General features: G+C 57.5%; 19 protein-coding genes. 11 read left to right on the top strand and 8 right to left on the bottom strand.

From position 1 onward, the window contains the following. Positions 1 to 7: 7 nt before the first annotated feature. The 3 genes from CLV88_RS00785 to CLV88_RS00775 are packed head-to-tail and all read right to left on the bottom strand — an operon-like array spanning position 8 to position 1,780. Entirely contained in the window at positions 8 to 442 is a 435-nt protein-coding gene (locus CLV88_RS00785) for a DUF6691 family protein (protein ID WP_106606464.1), read from the bottom strand. After that, complete coding sequence (locus CLV88_RS00780; RefSeq protein WP_106607039.1) at positions 442 to 867, bottom strand: YeeE/YedE family protein; 426 nt, start codon at positions 865 to 867, stop codon at positions 442 to 444. The genes CLV88_RS00785 and CLV88_RS00780 overlap by 1 nt, the downstream gene beginning before the upstream one ends. 49 nt (positions 868 to 916) lie before the next feature. After that, positions 917 to 1,780: an MBL fold metallo-hydrolase gene (locus CLV88_RS00775; protein ID WP_106606463.1), complete on the bottom strand. Its 864-nt coding sequence runs from the start codon at positions 1,778 to 1,780 to the stop codon at positions 917 to 919. A gap of 151 nt (positions 1,781 to 1,931) precedes the next feature. On the opposite strand from CLV88_RS00775, the gene CLV88_RS00770 reads away from it, so the two are divergent. The 3 genes from CLV88_RS00770 (at position 1,932) to CLV88_RS00760 (ending at position 4,745) form a co-directional block, all read left to right on the top strand. Further along, the gene (locus tag CLV88_RS00770) at positions 1,932 to 2,255 is read left to right on the top strand and encodes a TraR/DksA family transcriptional regulator (protein WP_106606462.1); all 324 of its coding nucleotides are present in this window, start codon (positions 1,932 to 1,934) and stop codon (positions 2,253 to 2,255) included. A gap of 54 nt (positions 2,256 to 2,309) precedes the next feature. Further along, the gene (locus CLV88_RS00765; protein WP_106606461.1) at positions 2,310 to 2,525 is read left to right on the top strand and encodes a hypothetical protein; all 216 of its coding nucleotides are present in this window, start codon (positions 2,310 to 2,312) and stop codon (positions 2,523 to 2,525) included. A gap of 141 nt (positions 2,526 to 2,666) precedes the next feature. Beyond that, complete coding sequence (locus CLV88_RS00760) at positions 2,667 to 4,745, top strand: 3-hydroxyacyl-CoA dehydrogenase NAD-binding domain-containing protein (RefSeq protein WP_106606460.1); 2,079 nt, start codon at positions 2,667 to 2,669, stop codon at positions 4,743 to 4,745. Between the two features lie 17 nt (positions 4,746 to 4,762). Here the strand turns inward: CLV88_RS00760 and CLV88_RS00755 are convergent, their stop codons facing one another. Next, entirely contained in the window at positions 4,763 to 4,978 is a 216-nt protein-coding gene (locus CLV88_RS00755; protein ID WP_106606459.1) for a hypothetical protein, read from the bottom strand. Between the two features lie 169 nt (positions 4,979 to 5,147). On the opposite strand from CLV88_RS00755, the gene CLV88_RS00750 reads away from it, so the two are divergent. Next, positions 5,148 to 5,411, top strand: coding sequence for a DUF2312 domain-containing protein (locus CLV88_RS00750; RefSeq protein ID WP_106606458.1), 264 nt, complete (start codon positions 5,148 to 5,150; stop codon positions 5,409 to 5,411). Positions 5,412 to 5,426: 15 nt separating this feature from the next. On the opposite strand, the gene CLV88_RS00745 is transcribed toward CLV88_RS00750, so the two are convergent. After that, positions 5,427 to 6,455 (bottom strand): LacI family DNA-binding transcriptional regulator, encoded by a 1,029-nt coding sequence (locus CLV88_RS00745; protein ID WP_106606457.1) that lies wholly within the window; start codon positions 6,453 to 6,455, stop codon positions 5,427 to 5,429. A gap of 194 nt (positions 6,456 to 6,649) precedes the next feature. Between CLV88_RS00745 and CLV88_RS00740 the strand changes: the two genes are divergently transcribed. The 7 genes from CLV88_RS00740 to CLV88_RS00710 all read left to right on the top strand — a co-directional run bounded on the left by CLV88_RS00740 (position 6,650) and on the right by CLV88_RS00710 (position 13,913). Continuing rightward, on the top strand, positions 6,650 to 7,966 hold the full coding sequence (locus CLV88_RS00740; protein WP_106606456.1) for an ABC transporter substrate-binding protein: 1,317 nt from the start codon (positions 6,650 to 6,652) through the stop codon (positions 7,964 to 7,966). A 153-nt stretch (positions 7,967 to 8,119) separates the two neighbouring features. Then, a complete protein-coding gene (locus CLV88_RS00735; RefSeq protein ID WP_106606455.1) occupies positions 8,120 to 9,067 on the top strand; it encodes a carbohydrate ABC transporter permease in 948 nt (315 codons plus the stop codon). After that, complete coding sequence (locus CLV88_RS00730) at positions 9,064 to 10,002, top strand: carbohydrate ABC transporter permease (protein ID WP_106606454.1); 939 nt, start codon at positions 9,064 to 9,066, stop codon at positions 10,000 to 10,002. Before CLV88_RS00735 ends, CLV88_RS00730 begins: the two co-directional genes overlap by 4 nt. Next, positions 9,999 to 10,187 carry a hypothetical protein gene (locus tag CLV88_RS00725; protein ID WP_106606453.1) on the top strand — a complete coding sequence of 63 codons (189 nt, stop codon included), beginning with the start codon at positions 9,999 to 10,001 and terminating at the stop codon, positions 10,185 to 10,187. Before CLV88_RS00730 ends, CLV88_RS00725 begins: the two co-directional genes overlap by 4 nt. 6 nt (positions 10,188 to 10,193) lie before the next feature. Continuing rightward, a complete protein-coding gene (locus tag CLV88_RS00720; protein WP_106606452.1) occupies positions 10,194 to 11,291 on the top strand; it encodes an ABC transporter ATP-binding protein in 1,098 nt (365 codons plus the stop codon). Next, complete coding sequence (locus tag CLV88_RS00715) at positions 11,284 to 12,279, top strand: ABC transporter ATP-binding protein (RefSeq protein ID WP_106606451.1); 996 nt, start codon at positions 11,284 to 11,286, stop codon at positions 12,277 to 12,279. Before CLV88_RS00720 ends, CLV88_RS00715 begins: the two co-directional genes overlap by 8 nt. Before the next feature lie 11 nt (positions 12,280 to 12,290). Further along, entirely contained in the window at positions 12,291 to 13,913 is a 1,623-nt protein-coding gene (locus CLV88_RS00710; protein ID WP_106606450.1) for a dihydroxyacetone kinase subunit DhaK, read from the top strand. Here the strand turns inward: CLV88_RS00710 and CLV88_RS00705 are convergent. The 3 genes from CLV88_RS00705 to CLV88_RS00695 all read right to left on the bottom strand — a co-directional run bounded on the left by CLV88_RS00705 (position 13,910) and on the right by CLV88_RS00695 (position 17,740). After that, positions 13,910 to 15,322, bottom strand: a complete 1,413-nt coding sequence (locus tag CLV88_RS00705; RefSeq protein WP_106606449.1) for a 3'-5' exonuclease — start codon at positions 15,320 to 15,322, stop codon at positions 13,910 to 13,912. The two genes, CLV88_RS00710 and CLV88_RS00705, sit on opposite strands and share 4 nt — an antisense overlap. Continuing rightward, on the bottom strand, positions 15,322 to 15,843 hold the full coding sequence (locus tag CLV88_RS00700) for a hypothetical protein (protein WP_106606448.1): 522 nt from the start codon (positions 15,841 to 15,843) through the stop codon (positions 15,322 to 15,324). The genes CLV88_RS00705 and CLV88_RS00700 overlap by 1 nt, the downstream gene beginning before the upstream one ends. Before the next feature lie 67 nt (positions 15,844 to 15,910). After that, on the bottom strand, positions 15,911 to 17,740 hold the full coding sequence (locus CLV88_RS00695) for a DUF294 nucleotidyltransferase-like domain-containing protein (RefSeq protein WP_106606447.1): 1,830 nt from the start codon (positions 17,738 to 17,740) through the stop codon (positions 15,911 to 15,913). Between the last annotated feature and the right edge of the window lie 94 nt (positions 17,741 to 17,834).

The raw sequence follows: 17,834 nt of genomic DNA, 5'->3' as shown, positions 1-17,834 counted from the left end.
GTATTGATTACTCGGCGGGCACGGCGCTGTCCAGTTGTGTCCGCACGAAAGGCGCGGCGGCGAACCCTAGTAGCATTGCCGCCAGAAATAACCAATGCGGCCAGCCCCCATAGCTGAGAGACGCGACCGCCGGACCGGGACACAAGCCCGCAAGCCCCCATCCCATGCCAAACAGGATCGATCCAAGCACAAGGTTGCGGCCAACTTTTGGTTCGGCCGGCGCGGGAAATGTACCGCCCATGATGGGTTTGCGCCCACGTGCGTAGGCCCAGGCCGCCGCCATCGGCATGATGCCCCCCCCCATCACAAAGGCGAGCGTTGGATCCCAATTGCCAAACACATCCAACCAACCCTGAACCTTGCTGGTGTCGGTCATACCCGAAATCATCAAGCCTGCGCCAAATAAGCCACCAGCGAGAAAGGCAAAAAACAGGCGCTTCATCAGATCACCCCCAGAATATGACGGAACAATACGACAGTCAGACCACCCGCCATGATGTAAAAAATTGTAGCCACAAAACCGCGCAGCGACAGGCGCGACATGCCGCACACGCCATGCCCGGATGTACATCCATTGGCCAGCCGCGTGCCCACGCCAACGAGCAGACCGGCAGCGATCAGCACAATCACGTTTTGGCTGGCATGGGTGGTGTCAATGCGAAAGACTGGCGTCAGCAAAACGGGCAGCAGAAAGACACCCAAAAGAAAAACCACGCGCTCGGCAGTGTTCCCGCGCCCGGTGCCATCCACCAGCCCGCCAATTAGGCCGCTGGCGCCCATGATGCGCCCATTGGCCAACAGAAAAACCGCGCCGCCCAGGCCAATCATCAGCCCGCCGCACAGCCCCAGGATCCAATCAATCGGGATTGCATTCATATTCGTGTTTCCTTGTGGTTTTTTGAGACGACGCGCGCCTTCAGAGCTTGTTGAGAGGCACCTTAAGAAAGACATCGCCTTCGTCGTCCGGTTCCGGCATCTGACCCGCGCGCATATTGACCTGAAGGGATGGGATGATCAGCTTGGGCATGGCCAGCGTCGCGTCACGCGCATCGCGCATTTCAACAAACTCATCCTTGTTCGCACCGCCACCCACATGCACATTGCGCGCCTTTTGCTCGCCAACGGTGGTTTCCCATGCGTATTCATCGCGTCCGGGCGCCTTGTAATCATGTCCCACAAAAATGCGGGTTTCGTCGGGCAGTGAAAGGATCTTCTGGATCGAAATGTACAGCATTTCAGACGAGCCACCGGGAAAGTCACAGCGCGCTGTGCCAAAATCAGGCATGAACAGTGTGTCACCTACAAAGGCCGCATCCCCGATGACATAAGTCAGGCAGGCTGGTGTATGGCCCGGCGTGTGCAGTACATCGCAACGCATTTGCCCAATCATCAGGCTGTCCCCTTCGGTAAACAGCTGGTCAAATTGCGAGCCGTCACGCTGAAATTCGGTGCCTTCGTTAAAGACCTTGCCAAATGTGTCCTGAATGACGGTGATTTTTTCTCCGATACCGATCTTGCCACCTAGTCGCTCTTGCAGATAGGGGGCCGCCGACAGGTGATCAGCATGCACGTGGCTTTCGAGCAGCCATTCTACCTTGAGCTCCTTGGCGCGTACAAATTCGACGACTTCGTCGGCGGATTTTGTATCTGTACGTCCGGATGCATAGTCAAAGTCCAGTACCGAGTCGATGATCGCACAGGACGATCCGCCCGGATCCTGAACCACAAAAGAGATCGTGTTCGTAGAACTGTCAAAAAAGGCGGTTACAACTGGTGTCATGGCAAGTGCTCCTCGTATGGGAAACATATATTGAAAATCGCATATGTTTCAAGACCCTCATTTTCAGCCGTGCGTCACGGTCGATTGATATGCGTCAAAGCAGATTTGCTGTGTTTGTGACACTATATCGACACAGAGCATGGAGCACATGATGACCGATTTCAGCGTTGAGAAAAGAGCTTTGTTAAAACGGCTCGGTGAGTTGGACAGGCGTTTGCACGACATCGAGGCCGAGTTGGATCAGCCGCGGTCGAAAGACTGGGAAGAGTCCGCGGTTGAACGAGAGGGCGACGAGGTATTGGAGACGCTTGGGCAAAGCGGGCAGAACGAGATTGTGCGTATTCAAGCGGCACTAGCTCGGTTGCGTGCGTCAGAATACGGCATTTGCACCATTTGCGCGGAACCGATAGCGCGTGAAAGGTTGCGGGTTCTGCCAGATACACCGTTTTGTAAAAAGTGCGCGGCGCACCATTGAGTGGTCGCAGAAGCGTTGCGTCGGGTGTTTTGCACCATTTAGGGAGGAGAAATCATGACTGTTGAGCAACTTTTGGAAAAGGCGGAAACGCTGGCGAAATCCATTGAAGGGGCTAGCGGCGATGCGCGTTATGAGTTGCATCAGCAATTGCATCGCACACTAGAGATGATCCGTGTGTTTGGCGGCGCCATTCCGGCGCAGCTCAAGAGGCTGGACCTTGATTTGTTGGATGAAGAGATCGAGGACAGCTTTGACAACATGCCGATTTAGGCGTTCCTTCAGCGCGAGGTGATAAGAGGGCCCTGACAATCTGTTGGGGCTCTTATGATATGTGGGCTTGTTTCACTACGAGGGGGCGTTACAGTTAACAGGGAGTAAATGCTTTTCTTTTGAACGATGTAAGAGACCTTAATGAGCAACACGGTCGGTTTTCAGACTGAGCAGGGTATTGCAGTCTTGACCATGGGGCAGGCGCCCACCAACGCATTGACCGCTGAAATGCGTGGCAATTTGCTGAGTTGTTTTTCGCGCGCCCTTGCTGACAGCGACATTCACGCGATTGTTGTGACGGGGTCAGGCAAGGTGTTTTCCACCGGGTTGAACCTTACAGAAATTGAGGCCGAAGCGACGGCCCCTTCCATTACAGAACTTTTTCGAACCATTGAGAACAGCCCAAAACCGGTGATTGCGGTTTTGAACGGCGGCGCGCTGGGTCCGGGGTTTGGTCTGGCGCTGGCGTGTCATTACCGGGTGGCGCGCGCGGGCGTGCATGTTGGGTTTCCGGAAGTGACCATCGGGTTGTTGCCTGAAGGCGGCACGATACAACGTGTCGCGCGCATCGGTGGTGCGCAAACCGCAATGGATCTTGTGGCGACAGGGCGCAGAATTGCCGTCGAGGCCGACGTGTTGCAGCCGTTTGTCGATCAGGCCACAACGTCTGATGAGATTGATGTGGCGCGGAAATTTGCCAGCCATTTGGTTAAGGCAGGCAAAACTCCGCGCCGGTCTTGTGATCGCATTGAGGGCGTGGTCGATGGCACAGCCTTTCAGGGCGCGCTGGGCGGCTGGCGTTCCAAGGTTGGCGTGCGCGCCGAAGTTGCGCCGCGCGAAATTCTGCGCTGTGTCGAGGCGGCGGGGCTGTTGCCGTTTGATGTAGGGATCGAATTTGAAGCAGCCGCGTTGGATGTGTTGCGCGCATCGGATCAGTCAAAGGCACTGCGCCATTTGTTCAAGGCAGAGCGTCGGGCGGTGCGGTTTCCGGAACTTGCCACCGGGAAAGTCAAACGGTTGGATCACGTCGGGATCATTGGTGCAGACGTTCGTGGGTGCGGGATGGCGCTCATGTGCCTGTTGTCGGGACGCAAAGTAACGCTTGTCGACAAGGACACGGCCCATGCCGAGCAAGCCGCGGCCCGCGTTGCAAGCATGCTGCGGCGCGCTATCTCGCAGGCGCAACTTCCGGATGACAGGCTCGCCCCTGTCTTGGCCAATCTAACCACCTCGTCCGAGTTGGCCGCGCTCGCGCATGCGGATTTGGTTATTGAAATGGCAGGGCAGGACGCGATTGTCAGAGCGGATCTGTTCAAGGCACTTGCGGATCACCTGTCGCCCGACGCGATTATGACAACGGCGTCTTCGCTGGCTGATATTACCCATTTGGCCTCTGGAACGCAGCACCCCGAGCGTGTGGCGGGCATTCACATACCTTTGCCCATCCGCACGACAAGGCTGGCCGAAATTGCCGTGCATCGGGGGTGCGACGGTGACGTTGTGGCCTCGCTTCATGGCTTTGTGCAGTCGCTGGGAAAGGTGCCGGTGCGGTCCGGCGCCGTGCCGGGTTTGATAGGGGATCGGGTCGCGGCGGCTTGTCTATATGCGGCCGATGAGTTGGTTGTGTCTGGTATCACCCCCGACAGGGTGGACCGAGCGATGCGCATGTGGGGCATGGCGCGCGGGCCATTTCAGGCGGCGGATGCCATTGGGCTTGACCGGATCAAAGTGCGCCAACAGATGTTTGGATATACGGCGGGACAGCCGGTTTTGGACAAGCTGTTGCAGCTGGGCCGACTGGGGCGCAAAGCCCGCGCCGGGTTTTTCGAATACGCCCCGGATCAGGCAAATAACATGGCACCGCCCGAATTGCAGAATGTTCTGGCCGAAATTTGGCAGTCAAACGATATTCAGCCGCGCGAGTTGGACGCCGCAACCATCCAGACACGTTGTCTGGCGGCGATGGCCAATGAGGGCGCGCGATTGCTCAAGCTGGGAGTGGCGCAGCGCCCGTCTGACATTGACGTTGTCATGACACTTGGCCATGGATTTCCAAACTGGCGGGGTGGGCCGATGCAGGCCGCCGACGCATTTGGCTTATTGGCCTTGCGGGGCAAACTGCGCGACTATACGGAGCACGACGCCGAATTCTGGGCGCCGGAAACGCATTTTGATCTGTTGATCAAAAACGGGGCAGGGTTCGCATCTTTGAACGACTGAACACGCCTGAGTGCATGTTAGCTTAGCGAAATGCCAACGATCACAACCATCAGCCCGATCACTGACAGAAACAGCGCGCCCATGTTCAGGGGCATGATTTTCTGAATCGCCGCGCGCAGTTCTTCGTCACTCAATCCGGCACGGCGCGCCTTGTTGGCCTTGATGATCGACGCTACCAGACCAACCAGCCCGATTACCGACAAAAGGGCGCCCGCCCAGACCAACCATTCCATGGTGCACCTCGAATTCAACGTTGCGCACTGCCCGTAACCGAAGCGGCGGCGCATCGCAAGGGGACAAGCTGCGCGAAATCACGCAACAGCGCTTCAAGAGCGCTTGCGGGGCGCGAAAAGCGGCGCTAGTTTGCGGCTCCAGATTTCTTTGATCCCCTCAGGAGCCCCCATGAACGACGAGACCTCGATCGATTCCAGCTACCGTGTCACGGCCAATGAACTGCGCCAGTTCGTTGAGCGTTATGAGCGCCTTGAGCAGGAGAAAAAGGACATTGCCGAGCAGCAAAAAGAGGTCATGGGAGAGGCCAAGTCGCGTGGCTATGACACTAAGGTGCTGCGCAAGATAGTGGCTTTGCGCAAGCGTGACAAAGACGATATCGCCGAAGAAGAAGCGGTGTTGGAAATGTACAAAGAAGCTCTGGGCATGTCCTGAGCTATTTCAGGTAGCTCAGACGCTCAGGTTCTCTTTGATCAGGATTTCAATCCTGATCACTTCCTGAGATTTCACCACAGACCGGTTGTCGCAATGCGCCCTGAGAAGCCTCACGGCGCTGCGCACCAGATGGCCGGGGTTTTGCGCAATCAGGGCATCAGCCTCGCCCGACATTAATGCATCGCGGGTGCGCGACGTGAGTTCATGGGCCACAACAATAAGCGATTGTGGATCGCTTTCTGCGGCCAACGCGTCAAGCGCGGGCTTGGCCTCAGAACTCATGATATAGACGCCCACAACATCGGCATTATTGCGCAACACGTTGGCGATTACGTCGCGCGTGCGCCGAGGATCACCGTAGGTCTCAAGCGAGGGCAGGGCGGACAGGTGCGGGTAATCCCTGGTCAGAACCATGTCGAAACCCTTGCGCCGTTCAAGGCTGTCTCGCGCGTTCATGGTTTCGGCAATGACGACAACTTTGCCCTCCTTTCTACAATTGAACCGCCCCAACAAGCGCGCCGCAGTTGCGCCCGCCGATTGGTTGTCGATCCCGACAAAATCGAAATCCCCGGCCTGCTGTTTGCCCGAAATCAGGTGAACAACATGCACACCGCGCTCTTTCAGGCGCAGGGCTGCGTCGCGTACCTGAGGTGATTCCGGCGCCATCAGGGCCACCCCATCCACCTTGTCCGGGCCAATCTGGCTTAGCGTTTCGGCGATCAGGTGCGGGTCGGAATGTGAAACCTCCTGATGGGACAGGACCATGCCCTCAACACCCAGCCCTTGGTTGGCCTCGTCAATACGGGCGCGCAGCTCTCCGAGAAACTGATCACCATGAGCGGGCAGCATGAATCGAAAGCGATATTGTTTGCCCTTGGCCAGATTGGCGGCAGATAGGTTTCGCACGAACCCGATCTTTTCAATGGCGGCGTTCACGGCCTCGACCGTCTTATTTCTGACGCCGGGGCGGCCGTTCAAAACACGGTCAACCGTGGCAAGGCTGACCCCTGCTTCTTTGGCTAAGTCTTTGGTGGTTGGGCGCATTTTGCCTCGGCTTTGGTCGTTAGTTAAGTTGCGGTCTTTTGGAACTATTGCATATATTTCAATCGGTTGCAATCAAAATGAGGTACGTACCTCAGAAATGTCTTGAAATGAGGTACGTGCCTCATTTATCAATCTTGCAGTCAAGCGAGTCGACGGCAAGCAGGCCGCGACCAACAGATGGGAGGAACTTTCTGATGAAAAACAGTCTCAAATATAGCGTGGCGGCGGCGGCCCTCATGACGATGGCAGGCACGGCCAGCGCCGATGACCTGACCCTATGCTGGGCGTCCTGGGATCCGGCAAATGCGCTGATCGAGCTGAGCAAGGATTTTGAGGCGGCGTCCGGCCACTCGATGAACTTCGAATTTGTGCCATGGCCAAACTTTGCCGACCGGATGCTGAACGAGCTGAACTCGGGTGGAAAGCTGTGCGACCTGATGATTGGTGACAGCCAGTGGATCGGCGGCGGTGCCGAGAATGGCCACTACGTTAAGCTGAACGACTTTTTTGATGCCGAGGGCATCACCATGGACGATTTCATTCCCGCGACCGTGACGGGCTATGCCGAATGGCCCAAGAACACGCCAAACTATTGGGCATTGCCCGCCTTTGGCGATGTGGTGGGGTGGACCTATCGCAAGGATTGGTTTGACCGCCCGGACCTTCAGGCTGAGTTCAAGGAAACCTATGGGCGCGATCTGGGTGTGCCGGCGTCATTGGACGAACTGAAAGACATCGCTCAGTTCTTTCAGGGCCGCGACATTGATGGCACCACCGTTTATGGCGCCGCGATCTATACCGAGCGTGGCTCGGAAGGGATCACCATGGGTGTGACCAACGCGCTTTATAACTATGGCTTTGAGTACAATAATCCAGACACCCCATATGAGCTGGAAGGGTTTGTGAACTCAGAGAGCGCTGTTGCCGGGCTTGAGTTCTACAAAGAGCTGTATGACACCGCGACACCTCCGGGGTCGTCAAACTGGTACATGGGCGAGAATATCGACGCCTACAAGTCAGGGCAGGTGGCGTTGCAGATGAACTTTGCGTTTATCTGGCCGGGCGTTGAGGCCGACCCCAATGTGGGCGGCGGCAAATCCGGGTACTTCCCGAACCCTGCTGGTCCGAATGGCCATTTTGCCCAGCTGGGCGGTCAAGGGATTTCGGTTGTTTCATACTCAGACAAACAGGACGCGGCGCTTGAGTATATCAAGTGGTTCGCCCAGCCCGAAATTCAGGCCCGTTGGTGGGAGCTTGGCGGCTATTCGGCGCTCAAGGCGGTGGTCGAAGACCCCGGTTTTGCAACCAGCCAGCCTTATGCGCAAACCTTCCTCGACTCGATGGCAATCGTAAAAGATTTCTGGGCGGAACCGGCCTATGCTGAGCTGCTTTTGGCAATGCAGCAGCGGGTGCATGATTACGTCATCGCAGGAAATGGCACGGCGCAGCAGGCGCTGGATGGGCTTGTTAAAGACTGGACAGAAACCTTCGAAGACGAAGGAAAGATCTAAGCCTCTCTCCCCGTCGGGCGCTAAATAAGTGCCTGACATATTCCGTCCCGGCGGGTCTGGCCATTGGCTCGGGCGCGCCGGGATTTTTCGAACACCTTCGGACCCTTCGGGTGAAACCCTTGTCCGACTGCGCTCCGACGAAGGACTAAGTATATGTCACATACTCCGATGGAAAGGATAGCGCGGGCAACCCCGGCGCCCATGGCCCGAAAGGTACGCGGGCTGTCGGACCGGGCCATCGCCTGGATATTCGTTGCCCCCTCCATTTTCCTGCTTCTGGCCGTTAATATCTTTCCGCTGATCTGGACGATCCGGTTGAGCTTTACCAACTACAAGGTCAACCGGCCAAATCGCGATGTCGAATTTATTGGCCTGCGCAACTATGAACGCATCCTGACTGATCCCGATGTTTGGGCCACGATGCAGGCCACCGCGCATTTCCTGATCTGGACCATCGTGTTTCAGGTGCTGATCGGGTTCACGCTGGCGTTTCTGATCAACAAGAAATTCAAGGGCAATGATATGTGGACCACGATCATCGTGTTTCCCATGATGCTAAGCCCGGCTGTGGTGGGGAATTTCTGGACCTTTCTTTATCAGCCGCAAATCGGTTTGTTCAATTACGCGATTGGGTTCCTGACCGGCGCCGATCCGTCCAGCTTTTCAATGATCGGGGATGTGAACCTTGCCCCATGGGCCATTGTGATTGCCGACACTTGGATGTGGACGCCGTTTGTGATGCTGATCTGTTTGGCTGGGCTGAGATCGATCCCCGACAGCATCTATGAGGCCGCAGAATGTGATCGTGCCAGTAAATGGCGCCAGTTCTGGACCATCACAATCCCCATGGCGCTGCCGTTTTTGATGCTGGCTGTGCTGTTCCGCGGCATTGAGAACTTTAAGATGTTTGACCTGGTCGTGCAGCTGACTGGCGGCGGGCCGGGCAACACAACCACTTTGACCTCGATCGACCTCAAACGCGAGGCGTTTGAAAAATGGCGCACCGGGTATTCGTCGGCCTATGCGGTCATCCTGTTTGTCACTGTCTTTGGCCTTGCCTCGATCTACGTCAAAGCCCTGAACAAGGTAAAAGAAAGATGAGCTTTTCCGTTACAGAACCGTCCAACCGGACGAAGTGGTTCGCGGGCACGGCTGTTGTGCTCTATGCCATCATAACCCTGCTGCCGTTGATGTGGATTATCGCCACGGGGTTCAAGTCACCGGCGGATTCAATCTCTTACCCGCCCAAGGTGGTGTTTGAACCAACGCTGGAAGGGTATGTAAACTTGTTTACCCAACGCACGCGGATGAGCGAGGACGATTTGGCTGCACTGCCACCTGCCCAAACCTGGTACGAAGAAATGGTGCGCGAACAGGGGCAGGTGATTTCGGGGCCGTCACGCTATGGCGAACGTTTCCTGAACTCGGTCATTATCGGTTTTGGCTCAACGATCCTGTGTATGGTACTGGGCACCGCTGCGGCTTATGCGTTCAGCCGGTTTCGGGTGCCGCTGAAAGACGATCTGCTGTTCTTTATCCTGTCAACGCGGATGATGCCGCCGATTGCCGTGGCGATCCCGATTTTCCTGATGTTTCGCCAGCTGGGTCTGAACGACACGCATCTGGGTATGATCCTGCTGTATACGGCGGTGAACCTGTCATTGTCGGTTTGGCTGCTCAAAGGGTTCATCGACGAGATCCCGATTGAGTATGAAGAGGCCGCGCTGATTGATGGCTACACCCGGTTTCAGGCGTTTTACAAAGTGGTGCTGCCGCAGGCAGCCACCGGCATCGCCTCAACCGCGATCTTTTGCCTGATCTTTGCGTGGAACGAGTACGCCTTTGCGGTGTTGCTGACCTCTGGAACGGCCCAGACGGCGCCGCCCTTTATCCCCACCATTATCGGGGTGGGCGGCAAGGACTGGCCTGCGGTTGCGGCTGGCGCGACCATCTTTCTGGTGCCGGTCATGGTGTTCACAATCCTGCTGCGCAAGCACCTGTTGCGCGGGATCACATTCGGAGCGGTTCGCAAATGAGTATGTTTATCAATGGCTTGTTGCGGCTACGCCGCGGTCCATGGGAAATGGTCGCCTCGATCCTTATCGCGTTGGGTGTGGTCATGCTGATGCAGCCGTTCCTGCTGGGAATGTTCACCTATTCCTTCATTGTCACCCTGATTGGCACGGTGATGTTTATCATCGTCAGCCACTTTCCGGAGTAATCCCAAATGGCACAGATATGTATTGAAAACGTGCGCAAGGACTTCGGGTCGTTTACGGCAGTGCAGTCTTCGAGTTTCACAATTGAGGATGGTGAGTTCTTTATGCTACTGGGCCCGTCGGGCTGTGGTAAAACCACCACCTTGCGCATGATGGCGGGGTTGGAGCTGCCGACAAGCGGCGAGATCTTTATCGACGGCGAGGAAGTGGGCATGAAGCCCGCCAGCCAGCGCGATATCGCCTTTGTGTTCCAAATGTTTGCGCTTTATCCGCATATGAATGTGGGCAAGAACATCAGTTATCCTTTGCTCAGCCAGGGGATGCCAAAACCTCAGGTAAAACGGAAGGTTGACGAGGTGGCCCAGATCCTTGGGATCACCGATATCCTGAAGAAACCGGTGGGTGGTTTGTCCGGAGGGGATCGTCAACGCGTGGCGCTGGGGCGCGCGATTGTGCGCGATCCCAAGGCGTTCTTCATGGATGAACCGCTGGGCGCGCTGGACGCAGAGTTTCGCGAACACATGTCCGAAGAACTGCGCGCGTTGCACGACCGGATGGGCGCAACCACGGTTTATGTGACCCATGATCAGCTTGAGGCGATGCAGATGGGCGACAAGATCGTGGTGATGAACCACGGGGTGGTCGAACAGTTTGGCGTGCCACAGGATATCTATGACTGGCCCGCAACCATGTTTGTCGCCAGCTTTATTGGATCCCCTTCAATGAACTTCCTTAATTTCCACGGGATCGTGGGCAGCGGGACCACCTCGGTGGCGCTTGGCGAGAGTGAGATAAGAGTGCCCGAACAACACGCAGGCGGGCGGGGCGATCTGGCGCTGGGTGTGCGGCCCGAGCATGTGCATCTTGATGACGCCTCTGATTATCGCGCAGAGGTCGTCGCCACCGAGTATCTGGGCACAACCCAGATCGTGACGCTGAACACCCCCCACGGAGATATCAAGGCGCGGATCGCGTCCAGCGACCGTGCGGTTGTGGGCGAAAAAACCGGGCTGCGTTTTGATGAACGCACGATCACCGTGTTTGAAACAGAAAAGGGCAGGGCGTTGCTCTCTGCCGGAAATGAGGGGGTTCTGAACCATGGCTGAGGTTGAGCTTCGCAATGTAACGAAACGCTATGGCGACACAGTTGCGTTGGACAATGTGTCAATGACAGTGCCTGATGGTGCCTTTGTTGTTCTCTTGGGGCCGACAGGTGCTGGCAAAACAACGACACTGCGCATGGTGTCTGGGTTGGATCAGCCAGATGATGGCGAGGTGCTGATGAATGGTCAGTTGCTTAACGGGCTGACCCCCGCACAACGCAATGTGACAATGGTGTTCCAGCAGTACTCGCTTTATCCACATCTGACCGTCTATGAGAACCTTGCCTTTCCGCTGCGCTCACCGCTGTTGAAAACACATGAGGATCAGATCAAGCAGACGGTCCACCGTGTGGCCGAAACGCTCCAGATCAGCCACAAGCTTGAGAATAAGGCCACCGCCCTGTCGGGCGGAGAGATGCAGCGCGTCTCGATTGGGCGGGCCTTGGTGCGCAATCCCGAAGTGTACCTTATGGATGAACCACTCAGCTCGCTGGATGCCAAGCTGCGCGCTGATCTGCGGGTCGAACTTAAGAGCATTCAGGCCGATAGCGGTGCCACGCTGCTTTACGTGACCCATGATCAGATCGAAGCCATGACCATGGCCACCCATGTGGGTGTTCTGGATCAGGGCAAATTGGTTCAGTTTGGCGCACCGCGTGAAATCTACGAGGATCCGGTGAGCATCTATGCCGCCAGCCGCCTTGGGCAACCTCGGATCAACATCCTACCTGCGGACCTGTTTGGTCATGCGCCCAGCGGTGCCAAGTCAATTGGCCTGCGCCCCGAACAAATCGGGCAGGGTGATGGTCAGGACAGCCTCGTGACCCGTGTCGAGCATCTGGGCGATCAGACCCGATTACACTTGTCTTTTCGTGACCATGACCTGATCACTGTTACAGATGCCCACACCCCGCTGAAATCAGGCGATATCGTCAAAATCGCCCCAAATAACCCGTTTTTCTTTGACGCCGCTGGCGCTCGGATTCAGTGAAAGAGACCAATATGACCCATTTCATAAACAAGAAAGAAGACATCGTGGCCGAAGCGGTGGACGGTGTGATTGCAACGTCGGGCGGGCGGCTGGCGCGGTTGGATGGCTATCCACATATCCGTGTCGTGGTGCGTACTGATTGGGACAAGTCCAAGGTGGCGCTGGTGTCGGGCGGTGGTTCAGGACATGAACCGGCCCATGCCGGGTTCGTGGGCGAAGGGATGCTGACGGCGGCGGTTTGCGGTGATGTGTTCGCCTCTCCTTCGGTGGACGGCGTGCTGGCCGGCATTCTGGCGGTCACGGGCCCTGCGGGCTGTCTGTTGATCGTCAAGAACTACACAGGTGATCGGCTCAACTTTGGACTTGCAGCCGAGCGCGCGCGGGCCTTTGGGCTGAACGTGAACATTGTGATCGTCGATGATGACGTGGCCTTGCCGGATCTGCCTCAGGCGCGTGGGGTGGCGGGCACGTTGTTCGTGCACAAGGTCGTTGGTGCAATGGCTGAAAATGGCGCGGATCTGTCAGCTGTTACAAAAGCGGCCGAGCGTGTGATTGCTGGGACCGCGTCAATTGGCATGTCGCTGGATACCTGCACCGTACCGGGGGCGCCAAAGGAAGAACGCATCCCGGCGGGCAAGGCCGAGCTGGGGCTGGGCATTCATGGCGAGGCGGGTATTGAACAGGTGGATTATTCCAACGCCAAAACCGCGATTGCAATGGTGGTGGACAAGCTTGGCGCGTCGATGGATCCGGACAAGCGCTATGTGGCGTTGCTCAACAATCTGGGGGGGGCGTCTGTATTGGAAATGTCGATCCTTGCTCATGAGCTGACCAATTCTCCGATTGGCGCACAGCTTAGTCATATGGTTGGTCCTGCCGCCATGATGACATCACTTGAGATGCATGGGTTTTCAGTGTCGATCTATCCTGCACCCACCGAAGATCTGATGGCGTTGCAGTCCAAAACACCGCTCGTTGCGTGGCCGGGTGTGAACCGGGTTGTGGACGTGCCGGTGCTTGATCTGCCGGACGGGTTGAAACCGATCAAGCCGCTGGCCTCTGATCACAAAGAGACGCGATCATTTCTGACCCGTTGCTGTGAAATCCTGATTGCCGCCGAAACGGACCTGAACGCGCTGGATGCAAAATCCGGGGATGGTGACACCGGCTCGACACTGGCGGGGGCGTCGCGGGCGCTGATTGCGGCGATGGACCGATTGCCGCTGGCCGACCACACACAGCTTTACCGCGCGATTGGTCAGGAACTCAGTCAGACCATGGGGGGATCGTCTGGGGTGTTGCTTGCAATATTCTTTGCGGCGGCAGGGGATGCGGCCTCGAGCGGCATGTCGATGCGTGACGCGCTGCATGTTGGTCTGAAGCGGATGCAAGAGATTGGCGGCGCCCAATTGGGGGACCGGACAATGATCGACGCGCTCAAACCCGCGCTGGACCAGTTGGAAGGCGGGCTGCCGGATGCGGCGATGGCGGCGCGCGAAGGGGCCAACAAAACGGCCAATATGCTGCGCGCCCGCGCTGGGCGTGCATCCTACATCAACTCTGAACAACTGCGCGGCCATATCGATCCCGGTGCCGAGGCGGTGGCACGGCTGTTTGAGCGGCTGGCCAGTTAATTGAGATCTTCGAGCAGGCGCCCATGTTTGCGTGTCTGCTCGATCACTTTTCCAAACGTGTCATGGCCCATGCTGATCAACATCGGCAACATGTGACACAGCACCTCGGCAGTGGCCTGCGCATCGCCTAGAGCGGTGTGGCGTAAATCGGGTGGGATGGTTACATTTAACCGGTCGCACAGCGCATCCAGCGTATGTGTTTCAGACGCGCCAAACAGCACCGCAGACAGCAACACAGTATCCAGAATGGGGTGATCCCATGTAATCTCCATCGACTTGGCCTGCCGATGCAGAAACGCCATGTCGAACGGCGCGTTATGGGCGACAATCACCGAACCGCGCGCAAAATGATGGAATTCATCAGCCACCGGCTTGATCGACGGCGCGTTGGCCACCATTTCGTTGGTGATGTGGTGCACCTTGGTCGAGGCTGCCGGGATGGTCATGCCCGGATTTACCAGTTGATCAATTTGCTCGCCTGCAACAATGCGACCATTCAGGACTCGCACCGCCCCCAACTGAACAATCTCGTCTTTGTGCGGCAGCAACCCGGTGGTTTCGCTGTCAAACACAACAAATGTCATGTCCATCAGCGGCGTGTTCATCACATCGCTGGGCTGGACCGCGTCAACCAAGTCGAAATCATACGTCAGCGGGCGCGCGTCCTCGGGGGAAATGTCGATATGGGCGTCGTCAATCAGGATCATATAGCCCGGCGCGTGGCCCAGCGGCTTTAGACGCGCTTCAAAGTGATATGCGCCCCCGGCGCCCACCGCATCAAACGCCACCTCGGTCAGCCCGTCGTCAAGACGCGCATGGGCACGCATCAGCGCGTCTTCCTCAAGATAGTCGAATACAGACGCATTCAGGCGCGGAGGGGCCACCTGCGCCAGCGCTTCGGCGGCTTGACCATCATAGAGCACAATCTTGTGCGCAGGGCTGACCAGCACCATGGCCACGGGTATTTCGCTGAGCAAAGCTGTCAGGCGGCGCTTTTCGTCCAACAGGCGCTCGGTCTCGGTTGCAACGGTTTGGGCAGTGTCCATCGTGGACTGGCTGAGCTGGGTCGACACGGCCGCCGCCGCCGGGGCCAGATCGCCAAGATAGCGCGCCGCATGTGTGTCTACATTTGTGTCAACGCGAGCATGGGCGTGGGTGCGCATGGTGGCTGCAATTCGCTCAATCGGTTTGGCAACGTTTTCGTCAAACAAAAGCCAGATCCCCGCTGCCAATCCCATCAGGCCAAAGCCTGAGAGGACACCGGCCAGTACAAAGCCTGCGCCCACACCGTCGTTCAGCGCATTGCGATACCCAAGATAGAGCGCCAAAGAGACGATCGCCGCACCGCCAATCGCAATCAGTGCAAAGAACAGCAGGATGCGAACCCGCAGGGACAGCCCGGTCAACATCACGCCACCTTGCAGATCGCCGCCAGAACCGGGTCAGAGGCAGGGACGCGCACCCAGTCAGCTCCGCTCACATTGCCTTGTCCGTCAAATTCGACCGCATCCACCAGCGCGGCACGGCGATTGTCGACGCAATCGGCCATCACCGTCATTCGGTTGAGCGGTGACCAGCGGCCATAGAAGAACAGATCACCCATGCGCATGTCGGGCAATGACTGGTTAGTGCGCACCGATGCCTGATCCAGCGCCACAAACCGCTCAACAAACGGTTTGGCAAAAGTCCACGGGCGATAGAACACCTGGCTTTCCACGGTTTGCACCACCTCGAACCCGTCGGGCAGGGTATCGCGGGTGCGGTCATACCAACCATATTCGCTGGTGATCGTGGCGGTAATCATTGCACCTCCGGCAACAACGGGCGTCAGCCATCGGGGCAGGCGGCGTCCCGTAGCGCGGTTGATCAGCATCACAATGCCTGCTGCGGCAATTCCGGCGATGAATGTGGCGACGAGTTCAAGGAACATGGTCGTCCTCCCTTTGATTGTGTCTGCCTGCCCGGATGTCTCCTCCGCCCGGGCGGGCGTCCTCGAGTTACCCCAACATACCCCGGCCATGACCGATTGCCGATTGCAGCGATTTGACCACCACAAAGGCATCGCGCAAATGACTTCGCTCAAAGTCCGAAAGGTCTGCCGGGCTCAGATAATTGTCGGGCTTTTGTCCCTGTTTTATGCGGGCAACCTGATGTTCCAACCGCGTTTCGGCGATCAGGTCATAGGCGTCCAGCAGATCCGCCGCACCGGACGCGCTCAACACGCCTGCTGCCGCTGCCGCTTCAAGACGCGCGCGGGTGTTGACGGGGCGCAGCCGCCCTTGCAAGGCATAGACCCGGCCCAGATCAACCACCGGGACCACACCGTTGGCCTTCATATCCAATTGGTTCTTATGCTCGCCCGAGCGGATCGTGGCAAAGCCGCGTAACAGCCCCAATGGTGGATGATGTTTCAATGAGTTCGACACCATGTGCGCCACAAAGATCGAGTTATTTGAGGCTGCGTCCAGTGTGTTGTCCTGAAGATCGTCAAACAAGGCCATATGCCCGCCAATCGGGCGTAGATCGAACATTACGCTGGCCAGCATCTGCGCCTCTGGATCGGGGGTGTTGACCCATCCGCTGAAATACCCCTTCCACACGCTCAGCGGCTGGCACCAGCGCGGATTGGTCGCCATCATGTCGCCGGGGCAATAAAAATACCCACAGGCATCCAGCCCGTCGGACACAAACTTGGCCAGCTCTGCAAAGTAGCCTGTCCGCATATCTTCGGTCGCAGCGTTGTCAAGGATCAGGCAATTGTCCTGATCACTGACGCCGGTCTGTTCCTGCCGTCCCTGACTGCCGCAGGCAAGCCATAGATAGGGCACCGGTGCCGGGCCCAGATGATCCTCGGCCATCGCCAAAAGTCGCCGCGTAACCGTATCGGCAATATCTGTGATCAGGCGTGTGACAATCTCATGCCGATTGCCCCCGGCGACCAGTTGCACCAGCAACTGGGGGATGCGGGCGGTGACCTCGGCCATCTGAGCAACAGTTTCAGCGCGCGCCGCCTCGGACACCAGCTCGGCAGAGCTGATCGCCTGAAAACGGGTCAAGTCGGTTTGCGTGACCATGCCAACAAGGCGTCCGGCATCGACGATCGGGATATGCCCGATCCGGTGCTCCATCATCGCGTGCAACACGTCCGAGCCAATCGCGGTAGAGGGCAGGGTCAGGGGCGCGCGGGTCATAATCGTTCCGACAGGCGTTTCATGGGACAGGGCCTGTGCCAGCAGCTTTGACACCAGATCACGGTTGGTCACGATGCCTTCCAGGCCGTGCGTCGCCGTGATGCAGAGCGATGAAATCCCGTGATCACGCATCATCTGCGCCGCACGCAATGCGGTGTCTGAGGCGGAAACCGTCAATGGATCACGCGCCATCAACGTATCGACCCGGCTCGTGGCGAGATCGTTCGGGCGGGCCTTGCGACCACCACGTGAGCGGTCAAAAAATCGCTCGGCGGCGGGATAGGTTTCAAGCAATTGCGCAAACTTGGCCCGCGGCAGCATCAAAAGGAGCGAGGGTTCCTCGGCGCGCGCGCTGGTCACGGCGACCCCGTCGCGCATCAGGCCCCGTTCGCCAAACGAGTTTCGCAGGCCCAGATGGGACACAACGATATCGTGTTCGTCGCGCACTTCGACCTGGCCCTGGTAAATCAGATAAAGCCCCGCAAGCGTATCACCCAGCGTGTACACTTGTTCGCCACTTTGAACATGGGTCGCGTAAAACTGTTCCGCGATCTCGGGCAGGGCCTCGGGGGGGAGGGCGTCATAGGGGTGGACCGATTGCAAAAACCGGATTTTCTGATCCATTGTCAGCGCCATGATGCACCTCAAAAAACAAGGATGTCCCGACCGAAAATACGGGCGGGACGGTGTTAAGAAACGCGGTGGCCCAAAAAGGGAGGGAACGGGCCAC

Source organism: Shimia abyssi, from assembly GCF_003014475.1.
GTDB classification, from domain to species: Bacteria; Pseudomonadota; Alphaproteobacteria; order Rhodobacterales; family Rhodobacteraceae; genus Shimia; species Shimia abyssi.
Note: the sequence above shows the minus strand (reverse complement) of the source record. Positions and strands in the feature narration are given on the sequence as shown.